11 protein-coding genes are annotated in these 10,371 nt (G+C 59.9%); 4 read left to right on the forward strand and 7 right to left on the reverse strand.

Annotated elements, in window-relative coordinates; genetic code table 11:
* Both B3187_RS14345 and B3187_RS14350 read left to right on the forward strand, forming a co-directional pair.
* Window positions 1–397 (forward strand): DUF393 domain-containing protein (locus tag B3187_RS14345; RefSeq protein WP_349678206.1); only part of this gene is annotated, 397 nt, incomplete at its 5' end.
* A complete protein-coding gene (locus tag B3187_RS14350; RefSeq protein WP_286807158.1) occupies window positions 387–698 on the forward strand; it encodes a DUF6482 family protein in 312 nt (103 codons plus the stop codon). The genes B3187_RS14345 and B3187_RS14350, both read left to right, overlap by 11 nt.
* Before the next feature lie 204 nt (window positions 699–902).
* Here B3187_RS14350 and B3187_RS14355 read toward each other — a convergent pair whose 3' ends face one another.
* Entirely contained in the window at window positions 903–2,066 is a 1,164-nt protein-coding gene (locus tag B3187_RS14355) for a PQQ-dependent sugar dehydrogenase (protein ID WP_286807159.1), read from the reverse strand.
* A 179-nt stretch (window positions 2,067–2,245) separates the two neighbouring features.
* Entirely contained in the window at window positions 2,246–3,388 is a 1,143-nt protein-coding gene (locus B3187_RS14360) for an endo-1,4-beta-xylanase (RefSeq protein ID WP_286807160.1), read from the reverse strand.
* Window positions 3,389–3,625: 237 nt separating this feature from the next.
* On the opposite strand from B3187_RS14360, the gene pip reads away from it, so the two are divergent.
* Together pip and dtd are read left to right on the forward strand one after the other, a co-directional pair.
* Window positions 3,626–4,597, forward strand: coding sequence for a prolyl aminopeptidase (pip, locus tag B3187_RS14365; protein WP_123639197.1), 972 nt, complete (start codon window positions 3,626–3,628; stop codon window positions 4,595–4,597).
* Between the two features lie 11 nt (window positions 4,598–4,608).
* The gene (gene dtd, locus B3187_RS14370; protein ID WP_286807161.1) at window positions 4,609–5,046 is read left to right on the forward strand and encodes a D-aminoacyl-tRNA deacylase; all 438 of its coding nucleotides are present in this window, start codon (window positions 4,609–4,611) and stop codon (window positions 5,044–5,046) included.
* Here dtd and B3187_RS14375 read toward each other — a convergent pair.
* The 5 genes from B3187_RS14375 to ubiE all read right to left on the reverse strand — a co-directional run bounded on the left by B3187_RS14375 (window position 5,039) and on the right by ubiE (window position 10,239).
* Window positions 5,039–6,055 (reverse strand): hypothetical protein, encoded by a 1,017-nt coding sequence (locus tag B3187_RS14375; protein WP_286807162.1) that lies wholly within the window; start codon window positions 6,053–6,055, stop codon window positions 5,039–5,041. The two genes, dtd and B3187_RS14375, sit on opposite strands and share 8 nt — an antisense overlap.
* A 42-nt stretch (window positions 6,056–6,097) precedes the next feature.
* Window positions 6,098–7,072: a substrate-binding periplasmic protein gene (locus B3187_RS14380; protein WP_286807163.1), complete on the reverse strand. Its 975-nt coding sequence runs from the start codon at window positions 7,070–7,072 to the stop codon at window positions 6,098–6,100.
* Window positions 7,073–7,197: 125 nt separating this feature from the next.
* A complete protein-coding gene (ubiB, locus tag B3187_RS14385) occupies window positions 7,198–8,862 on the reverse strand; it encodes a ubiquinone biosynthesis regulatory protein kinase UbiB (protein WP_286807164.1) in 1,665 nt (554 codons plus the stop codon).
* Window positions 8,863–8,864: 2 nt separating this feature from the next.
* Complete coding sequence (locus tag B3187_RS14390; protein WP_286807165.1) at window positions 8,865–9,488, reverse strand: ubiquinone biosynthesis accessory factor UbiJ; 624 nt, start codon at window positions 9,486–9,488, stop codon at window positions 8,865–8,867.
* A 1-nt stretch (window position 9,489) separates the two neighbouring features.
* Window positions 9,490–10,239, reverse strand: a complete 750-nt coding sequence (gene ubiE, locus B3187_RS14395; protein WP_286807166.1) for a bifunctional demethylmenaquinone methyltransferase/2-methoxy-6-polyprenyl-1,4-benzoquinol methylase UbiE — start codon at window positions 10,237–10,239, stop codon at window positions 9,490–9,492.
* Window positions 10,240–10,371 lie beyond the last annotated feature (132 nt).

Consider the following 10,371-nt stretch of genomic DNA (forward strand, 5'->3'; position numbering starts at 1 on the left):
TCCACAGCCTGGGCAGACCCTTGCCACCTTGTATTACGACGGTTTGTGCCCTTTGTGTCAGCGAGAGATGACTTTATTGAAGCGTCTCAAGTCGGCGCAGCTGCGCTTGCTGGATATCCACAAGCAGTGGCAGCTCCCGGCGGAGCAGCGCGAGGCCATGTTGCGTCAGCTGCATCTGCGCCTGCCCGATGGCCAGTGGCTGGTGGGCGCCGATGCCAGCGTTGAGGCCTGGCGTTACACCCGCGTGGGGTGGCTGCTCAAGCCGCTGCGTTGGCCGGTGTTCGGCCCGGTGGTCGATCGGGTGTACCGGCGCTGGGCGAAGCGGCGTTTCAAGCGGCTGTACGGCAGTGGCCGCTACCTGTGTACCTTGCCTGAGGAGGCGCAAAATGATCCCTGAAGCGAGTCGTTCGGAGCGTCGTGCGGTGGTGATGAGTTTTGCCGACTGTGCGCATTACCTGGTCGGTTATACCGAAACGCCAGTGGGTTGGGCGGATGAGATCGAGGTGGTGCGCGATGCCCGTGGGCGGGCGGAGAAGTTTCCCAGCCTGTATGCGGCCAAGCGGTGGTTGGCTCAGCACGGAGCCGATAAAGCCTGGTTGGTGATGCAGACACCCTACGATGAAATGGTGGGGCGGCCGACGCCGGAAGAGACGATGAGTGAGATTCCGTTGGTGCTGGTGGAGCAGAATCACCGCTAGCTCCTTGCGTCGGGTTACGGCCTTTGGCCTAACCCGACCTACTGAAAGTGTGGCGGTGAGCTATGTAGGTCGGGTTAGTGTGGCAGATTACGCGCTGCGCGCTCCGATGCGTCGGACCGATCCGTCCTACTGAGAGGGCTATGTAGGTCGGGTTAGGCCAAAGGCCGTAACCCGACAATTCTTACCGTTCCTTCAGCCTGCTGACTACTTCGCCGGCTCAACCTTCAGAATTTCCCCATTGCGATCGTCGGTCAACAGGTACAGGTTGCCATCCGGTCCCTGCTCAATGTCCCGCAGGCGCTTGCCGATGCTTTCATCGAACATCCGCTCCTCGTGCGTCACTTTCTCGCCATCAAGCTCGAGGCGCGATACCAGTTGGAACTTGAGGGCAGTAACCAGCAGGTTGCCCCGCCACTCGGGGAACTGATTGCCGGTGTAGAAAATCATCCCGGCGTTGGCGATGGACGGATCCCAGTAATGCACCGGCTGCTCCATGCCTTCTTTTTCGGTGCCTTCACCAATTTTGCCACCACCGTACTGTTCACCGTAGGTGATGATCGGCCAGCCGTAATTGTTACCGGCCCGGGTCACGTTGATTTCATCACCGCCCTGGGGGCCATGTTCGCCAGTCCAGAGCTCGCGGGTGTCCGGGTGCAGATCAGCGCCCTGGACGTTGCGGTGGCCGTAGGACCAGATTTCCGGCTGGGTGTCTTTATCGCCCACGAATGGGTTGTCATCGGGCACGCTGCCATCGGGGTGGATGCGGGCCACGGTGCCGATGTGGCTGTCTAGCTCCTGGGGGTAGTTGTCTTCAAAATCCTGCTGGCGATCCCCCATGGTGATAAACAGGGTGCCGTCGTCGCGGAACACCAGGCGGGAGCCGAAGTGGCCATTGCTGCGCACTTTGGGTTGCTGGCTGAAAATGACCTCCACGCCCTGCAGTTCATCCTGGGCGTTGGGCATCAACTTGCCGCGGGCAACGGCAGTGCTGGTGCCGCCTTCGCCGGGTTCGGAAAAGCTGAAGTACACCCAGCGGTTGTCGACAAAGTCGGGGTCAATGGCCACATCCAGCAGGCCCCCCTGGCCGCGGCTGGCAATCTCGGGCAGGCCCTTGAGTGCGGGACCCTTGGTGCCGTCGGCGCCGACAATCCGCAGGTCACCGGAGCGCTCGGTGACCAGCATGTCACCGCCGGGGAGGAAGGCCATGCCCCAGGGGTTGCTCAGTCCGTCGGTCACCGTTGTGACCTTCAGCTTGGCCTTCTCGGTTTCGATGATGGTGGCGTGATCGTCCGCTTGAGCGCCAGCGGCCATCAGGCCCAGTGCGGCGCAGGCCAGCACGGGCGATAGGCGGGTCAGTAGTGAAGCCATGGTCAGTCTCCTCAAATCAGTGAAAAAGGGTGTGACCTGATGATACGCAGCCCAAGTGGGTTTGAATCAGTGGGCGAGGATGTCAGGCACTGTGAAGAATGGTGTATACAGCCTAGCACAGGCCGTGTGAAGAAGGGTTAAGCGCGGGGCCGAAGGCCCGCGCGCTCAATGGTACGGATTCAGCGTTTGAGGTCCGCCACGGCGAAGTAGGCCGGTTTGGGTTGTATATCGCGATCGAACAGCAGTGGGTAGTTGGTGCGACCACCCACCGGGAAGTTGTTTTTCCAGGATTCGCCATCGTGGGTGCCCCAGAGGGTAATCCGGTCGATCTTGTCCCGATGCTTGAGGAACAGCTTGAACATTTCGACGTAGCGCTCGGTCAGTCGCTCCTGCATGTCCTCGGGCAGGCCGTCCGGGTAGGGGTTCAGCTCGTCGGCATACTCGAAGTTGTCCGAAATGTTTGCCCCGGTGTGCTCCCAGGCGACCGGCAGCACGTCCACTTCCAGCTCGGTGCAGTGAATGCGCATGCCTTCGGCGGCGTAGGCCTCGATGCTGGCTTCGAATTCACTCAGGTCCGGGTAGTCCAGGCCCACGTGGCTCTGCAGGCCCACGCCGTGAATCGGTACGCCGCGCTTTTTGTAATCGCGCAGCACGTTGACCAGAAACTCCCGCTTGCCCGGGTTGTGCATATTGTAGTCGTTGTAGATCAGGTGTGCGTCCGGGTCCATTTCGTGGGCCAGGCGGAAGGCGCGCTCGACATAGTCGGCGCCGCCCATGGTTTTGAACCAGGCGCTCTCTCTCCAGCCCTTGTCTTCATCGATCGCTTCGTTGACCACATCCCAGATCTTGATTTTGCCTTTGTAGCGCTCCACCAGGGTGCGAATGTGGGTGTCCATCCGCTTGATCAGCTCCTGACGGTCAATGGGGCGGCCGTTCGGGTAGACGAAAAAGTCCTCAGGCACCTGGGAGTGCCACACCAGGGCGTGACCGACGATGTCCATATTGTGCTGCAGGCCGAACTCGACAAAGCGGTCCGCCAGCTCCCAGTCCCACTCGCCCTGGCGGGGCTGGACCAGCGCGGACTTCATGCAGTTCTCGGCGGTGATGGAGTTGAACTCCTTGGCGATCAGGGCTTTCAAGTGCTGGTCGTCGTTGGCCAGAGTCTGATTGCTGATGGCGGTGCCCACCAGGAAGTCATCCCCGTAGAGATTTTTCAGTCCGGTGCGTTCGGCGGCACCGTTGATGGCACAGGCCTTGAGATTGGCCAGGGCCGCCAGTGAAGCGCTGCCCAGCAGGAATTTGCGTCGGGAGATGGGGTTCATAAGCATGACCTGTCATGTTTGGGCCCGACCTGAACGGCGGGCGTCTATCTTATATTCAGGGTGACCATTAAAGCATGGATAACGGCGCTGGAAAAGTCTTTGGCGCCACTCGTGCCCCAGGGACACGGAGGAATCTGCCGCCGTTCGCGGCGCGGGGGTTGCATCTTCTCTACACTGGGTTATAAAGGCACATCGAGTTTATAAAAACCGTTTCTGGCACAGCATTAAAGGGCCACTATGCTCACCTACTTCCCCGAAATCAAACCTTACGAGCGCCACCAGGTTCCGGTTGGCGATGGTCATCAGCTCTACGTGGATGAGTCCGGTAACCCCGATGGCATCCCGGTGCTGTTCGTTCATGGTGGGCCCGGTGCCGGCTGTGGGCGGTATGATCGTCGCTACTTTGACCCGGAGTGTTATCGCATCATCCTGTTTGATCAGCGCGGTGCCGGTCGATCCACCCCCCACGCCAGCCTGGAGGGTAACAACACCCAGGCGCTGGTGGACGACATGGAGGAGATTCGCCGCTTCCTGGGGGTGGAGAAGTGGGTCCTGTTTGGCGGCTCCTGGGGCTCGACGCTCAGCTTGGTGTATGCCGAAACCCACCCGGAGCGGGTCCTCGGGCTGATCCTCAGGGGCATTTTTCTGTGCCGGCCGAAGGATCTGGCGTGGTTTTATCAGGGCGGGGCCGCCCATGTATTTCCCGATTACTGGAAGGACTTCCTGCAGCCGATTGCCGAAGCCGACCGGGGCGAACTGATTTCGGCCTACTACCGATTGCTCACCGGCGACAACGATCTGCTCAAGATGGGGGCGGCCAAGGCCTGGTCCATCTGGGAGGGACGCTGTGCCACCCTGCGACCCAATCACGAGGTGGTGGAGTCCTTCTCCAAGCCCCATCGCGCCCTGGCCCTGGCCTGTATCGAAGCGCACTACTTCGTGAATCAGGCCTTTCTGGAACCGGATCAGATTGTGCGCAACGCCCATCGGTTGTCCGGTATCCCGGGGGTGATTGTCCACGGCCGATACGACATGGTGTGTCCGCTGGACAATGCGTTCGAGCTACAACAGGCCTGGCCCGACGCCGAGTTGCAGATTATCCGCGAGTCCGGGCATTCGGCGTCCGAACCCGGCACCGTCGATGCCCTGGTGCGGGCCACCGAAGATATGGTTCGTCGGTTGCGCCACGAAGAAGATAACCTGGCCTGAGGTCGCTTTCGATGTTGGGTCTGATTCAGCGTGTCAAACACGCCAGTGTTGAGGTGGAGGGGCAAACGGTAGGCCGAATTGATTCCGGACTGCTGTTATTCCTGGGGGTCGAAAAAGAAGACGATGAGGCGAGCGCCGAGGCGTTGTTGAAAAAGGTTCTGGCTTATCGTGTGTTCCCGGATGCGGAGGGGAAAATGAATCTGAACCTGCAGCAGGCCGGTGGCGGGCTGCTGGTGGTCTCACAGTTCACACTGGCGGCCGATACCCGCAAGGGCCTGCGACCGAGTTTCTCGCGGGCGGGCTCGCCGGCGTTGGCGGAATCGCTGTACGATCATTTTGTCCGTCGGGCCTGTGAGTTTCACGACCCGGTCGCCACCGGGGTGTTCGCCGCCGATATGCAGGTCAGTCTGCAGAACGATGGACCCGTGACGTTCATGCTGTCTAGTTGACGGTGGCAGCGTCGAGGCTGAAGCGGGCACACAGATCCTCGGGCCAGGGGCGTATCCAGGCATCGCTCTGTTGAAGCAGGGCCGGGTCACTGTGTTGCGGGTTGCACAGGTAGAGTAGGGTGCGCTGCTCGAGGTTGAGCTGTTCAAACACCGCAATGATCAACGGGTGAGCCCGGAAAAATTCATCGAATGAGCCGTCGGCTCGCGCGCGCTTCAGACCTTCCTCGACCCGTTCGGCCAGCAGGGTATGCTCTCTGTTGACGTAAAAGTACACCGGCCAGGGGTAGGCCAGAACCAGGCTCGACTCAACAGTCAGGCCGCTGATGTCAAAACTCTCCGCTTCACTCATCACCTCCTGTGCCCCGCGCGGAAAGAAATCAAAACGCCCCGCCCGCAGCATCCGGAACAGGGACTCGTATTTACTGGTGGTGGTGACGGGAATCCCGTGCATCCGCAGTACCTGCACATCGAACCAACGCTCCCCTTGTCCGGCCCGAAATGCGCGCAAGTCTTCCAGGGTTTCCACCTGGTTAAACCGGGGTTGATCATCGGCCCGGATAAACGCAATGCGGTACCCCATCAGACCTTTCAGCAGGGGAAAGGGAATGGCCCGGAAGCGCTCGTCACGCTCGGGCATGACCGTGGCGTCAATGATGTGAATGTTTTCCTGGCGGGACAGTTCCTGATACAGGCGCGCCTGGGGTTTGGCCTGTTCAGACAGAATGACTTCACAGGGACCATGATCCTGGGCGGTTTTATCCAGCGCCAGTTGTAGCAGCTGGGCGAAGTAGTTGTAGTGGTCGTGGCGGACTTCTTCACGTAGCGGGAGTACCAGTTGATCCGTGGTCGTGCCGGGGCTCAGTTGGCAGGCGGCGCTGGCCGGGACACTGAGAAGGAGAAAGGGCAGGCTCGTTATGAGAGCCGCCAGCGCCTGAAAAAACCACCGGCTTTGCGACGTGCCTGGGCAGCCCTGGTCAGAGAGGGAAGCCTCCTGATGTAACGGTGGCAAAGGCTGGCTCACGGTGAATGATGGCTCCACAAGGAAATCGGACTAATCAAGTGTAGGAATACTCGCATTATCACACAAGCGTTTTGGCCAGGGCCGAATCCAGGCATCGGGCCGCTGAAGCAAAGCCGGATCCCGGTGGTGGGGGTGACACAGGTAGAGGGTGGTTCGCTCAAACAGGTTCAGCTCGGTAAACACTTCGCGAATTATGGGGTGGTCATTGAAAAACTGATCGAAGGAGCCATCGTCCATGGCTCGTCGCAAGCCGGTTTCCACCCGGTCCGCCAGCGCGACATTGTCTTTGTGAACGTAAAAATAAACCGGAGAGGGATAGGCCAACAGTAAATCCTGTTCAATGATCAAACCCTCGGTATCAAAATTGGCCTGCTCATCGAGAATTTCCTGAGCGCCGCGGGGGAAAAAATCGAACCGCTCCGCTTGCAGCATACGAAACAGGGATTCGTATTTCGGTGCGGTGACCACAGGGATGTCGTGGGCTTTCAGCAGCGTGGCATCAAACCAGTTTTCCCCCTGTCCGGCCCGAAATGTGCGCAGGTCATCCAGGGATTGGATGTTGGAGAAGGCTTCTTTATCTGATTCCCGGATAAAAAACAGTCGGTAACCCATCAATCCCTTCAGCAGCGGTACCGGTACCTCCCGAAAGCGCTCGCTGCGTTCCGGCGTTGCCGTGGCATCAATGATGTCGGCGCCGGTTTTACGTTCAAGGTCGAGGTAGCGGCGCACTTGCGGTTTGTAGCCTTCCGGAACGGTCACCCGGCAGGGACCGTACTCGGTTTCGGTTTTATCCAGGGCCAGTTGCAGCAAGTCTTCATAGTAACTGCGGTGGTCGTGCCTTGCTTCATGGCGCAGTGGTAACAGGACGCTCGGTACATCCTCGCCATCGCGCAGCGTACAGGCGGCTTCACTGGCCAATGGGGCGAGGGTTGCGGTCAGCCAAAGGGCAGGCAGGGACAACCAGCGGGACGCGCAGGCGCGGCCGGTTGCGCAAAAATCAGGCATGTCTCACTCTCGGTCACGACGTTGTGTTGACGGGGGCTATGGGTGCCCCTTCGTTTTGTCAGCTCTAATCAACAGTAGCCTATCGCCGGGAGAAAAGCCACAAGAAGTGGCGCAATAATCAACCTTTATTTACGCAGGATCAAGACCGCCAAACCGAGGGTCAACAAGGCCCAGCTCTCCGGGGGAATTTGCCCCCAGTCAATGCGCTCGGCCCAGGCGGTGAGGGGGCCGCCTAAATGGGGCCAGGCGGTAATACCGGAGCCGATCAGTGCCAGGGTGGCAATCACGGTACGCCGACGTCCGCGGCGCCGGTTCTGTTGCTGGCGCTGCAGCTCCTGGGTCTGGGCTTCCAGGTGGTGGGATACCTTGCTGAGGCTCTGCAGTTGTTGCAGGCCACCGAAAATCAGTTCCGGTACCTGCGGAAATTTTTCCATCCACTCCGGCGCGTAGCGCTGGAATTGTCCCCACAGTGCTTTGGGGTGGAAGCGATCTTTCAGCCAGCGCTCGAGGAAGGGGTGGGCGGTGACCCAAAGATCCAGGTCCGGATAGAGCTGGCGGCCCAGCCCTTCAATATTGAGCAGGGTTTTCTGCAACAACACCAGTTGCGGCTGGACTTCCATATCGAACCGACGCGCGGTGCGGAACAGACTCATCAACAGGTGCCCGAACGAAATGTCTTTCAGCGGTTTTTCAAAAATGGGCTCGCACACGGTGCGCACCGCGGCTTCGAGTTCCTCGACCCGGGTGCCCTCGGGGACCCAGCCGCTTTGCACGTGCAGCTCGGCGACCTGCCGGTAGTCGCGCCGGAACATGGCGAGCAGGTTGCGCGCCAGGTAGTACTGATCTTCCCGGGTCAGGGAGCCGACAATGGCCATGTCCACGGCAATGTACTTGGGGTATTCCGGGTTTTCAGTGGCGACAAAAATGTTGCCCGGATGCATGTCCGCGTGGAAAAAATTGTGCTCGAATACCTGCTTGAAAAATATCTCCACACCGCGTTCGGCCAGCGCTTTCATGTCCGTGCCCTGGGTGTGAAGTTCATCAATATGGGTCACGGGAATGCCGTGAATGCGCTCCATCACCAGCACGTTATTGCGGGTGTAGTCCCAGTAGATTTCCGGGACATACAGGAGCGCAGAGCCATCGAAATTGCGCCGAAGCTGGGAGGCATTGGCCGCTTCGCGTTGCAGATCCAGCTCATCGAAAATGGTATTGCGGTAGTCGCGTACCACATCCACCGGGTGCAGGCGTTTGCCGTCGATGCTGTAACGCTCCACCAGTCGGGCGATCATCATCAGCAGACGAACGTCCTGCTCGATGATCCGCTCGATACCGGGGCGGACAATTTTAATGACCACACGTTGGCCATTGTGCAGGGTGGCGCCGTGCACCTGGGCCACCGACGCCGAAGCCAGCGGCTCCTGCTCGTAGCTGGCAAACACGGTATCGACGCTTTCCCCCAGGCCCCGCTCAACCAGAGCACGAAATTCGGACTTGTCGAACGGCGGCACCTTGTCCTGCAGTCGATTCAGATCGTCCATCATGTCCGGCGGAACCAGATCAGGACGGGTTGAGAGCAGCTGACCAAACTTGATGAAAATCGGGCCCAAGTCTTCCAGCGCCCGGCGCAGTCGTTCCCCCCGGGTCATCTTGCCGGCAGGTTTGAGTTTGCACGGCAGCAGGAACAGCCGCACATACCAGGGCAACTGACCGGGCGGAATCAACAGATCCAGGCGGTAGCGCCAGATGACGAAACTGATGGTGAGCAGGCGACGGAGTACGACTAACACGCTTAGTCCTTAGTGGTTCGGTGCAAAAGAGTCTGCAAGTGTTGAATTCTCGCTTCGGTGCGCTCCAGCGCCAAGGCCAGCTCGTCCACTTCCCGATAGAAATTGTCCAGCTCGGCGCGACCGGGAACCAGCCCCGCCTCCTGGGTAATGAACTCGCCCAGCAGTCGACGGGCCTGGCTGTCTCGCGCCTTTAGCCAACGGCCTCCCGAGCGCAGCAGTTCCGCGCCCTGATGACCGAGTACATCGCCGAGCACTTCACTCAGGGCTTCTTCCCAGTCAATATCCAGTTGCCCGAGAATACGTTGCAGTGACTGAACCAGATGGGGGCTGCCTTCCAACTGCACACCGGAGCCCGCCAGACTGGTCTGTTCGCCGCGCGCCAGACCGATAAAGTTTTTCAGTGGGCCGGTCAGTCGCGTTTGAATATCGCCTTCCCAGTGACTGCTGAAACTCAGGCCTTCTCCGGGAAGGACGTACACCGTCCACTCGGGTTGCGTAAAGTTCAGCGCCAGCACTTGCCCTTCGAGCTTGCTGAGTGCGAGCCGGCTGGCGGGGTCATAGCGCAGGGCGCGCTGGACAATGGTTTCGGCGGCCGTCAGGGCAGCGGTGGTCAGCGTGGCATCCATATCAGGGCTTGATGCCTTTGTGCAGGGCCACCACGCCACCGGTCATGTTGTGGTACTCGGTGTTCACAAAGCCGGCGGCATCCATCATGCCCTTCAGGGTTTCCTGGTCGGGATGCATGCGGATGGACTCGGCCAGGTAGCGATAGCTGTCGGCATCGTTGGCGACCACTTTGCCCATGAAGGGCAGCAGCTTGAACGAGTAGGTGTCGTAGGCTTTTTCCAGCAGCGGGTTCTGCGGTTTGGAGAACTCCAGCACCAACAGCCGCCCACCGGGTTTGAGCACCCGCAACATGGAGCGCAGTGCCAGGTCCTTGTCGGTGACATTGCGCAGACCAAAGGCGATGGTGATGCAGTCGAAGGTGTTGTCCGGGAAAGGCAGGTACTGGGCGTCGGCCTGGGCGTATTGCAGGTTGCCGGCGATGCCCCGGTCGGTCAGCCGATCGCGACCCACGTTGAGCATGGATTCGTTGATGTCGGCGAGCACCACCAGGCCGTCCGGCCCGACTTTTTTGGCAAAGGCGTAGCTCAGGTCTCCGGTACCGCCGGCAATGTCGAGGATGGTCTGTCCTGGACGGGCCGCCGCCAGTTCGATGGTAAACCGCTTCCACAACCGGTGGACGCCGCCGGACATGAGGTCGTTCATCAGGTCATAACGGGCCGCGACGGAGTGAAACACATTCGCCACTCGGCCGGCTTTTTCCTCAACGGCCACCTGCTCGTAGCCAAAATCGGTGGTTCTCTTCTTACTCATGAGCTCGTCCATCATCGGAATTCACAGGGCCAACATTGTACACGCTAAGCGGGCCCTGCAGTATGTTCGGCGGGAGCATTACGACCGGGCCGGGAAGGGGTAGACCTTCTCAAGACACGCCGTGAACCCATC

Origin of the sequence: Marinimicrobium sp. UBA4209 (assembly GCF_002381585.1) — a bacterium.
Classification (GTDB): domain Bacteria; phylum Pseudomonadota; class Gammaproteobacteria; order Pseudomonadales; family Cellvibrionaceae; genus Marinimicrobium; species Marinimicrobium koreense.

Coding starts and splice junctions, on each gene's coding strand:
- B3187_RS14360 (WP_286807160.1), bottom strand. CDS start 3,388: ATGAACCCCATCTCCCGACGCAAATTCCTGCTGGGCAGCGCTTCACTG.
- B3187_RS14350 (WP_286807158.1), top strand. CDS start 387: ATGATCCCTGAAGCGAGTCGTTCGGAGCGTCGTGCGGTGGTGATGAGT.
- B3187_RS14390 (WP_286807165.1), bottom strand. CDS start 9,488: ATGGATGCCACGCTGACCACCGCTGCCCTGACGGCCGCCGAAACCATT.
- dtd (WP_286807161.1), top strand. CDS start 4,609: ATGTTGGGTCTGATTCAGCGTGTCAAACACGCCAGTGTTGAGGTGGAG.
- ubiE (WP_286807166.1), bottom strand. CDS start 10,239: ATGAGTAAGAAGAGAACCACCGATTTTGGCTACGAGCAGGTGGCCGTT.
- B3187_RS14355 (WP_286807159.1), bottom strand. CDS start 2,066: ATGGCTTCACTACTGACCCGCCTATCGCCCGTGCTGGCCTGCGCCGCA.
- pip (WP_123639197.1), top strand. CDS start 3,626: ATGCTCACCTACTTCCCCGAAATCAAACCTTACGAGCGCCACCAGGTT.
- B3187_RS14380 (WP_286807163.1), bottom strand. CDS start 7,072: ATGCCTGATTTTTGCGCAACCGGCCGCGCCTGCGCGTCCCGCTGGTTG.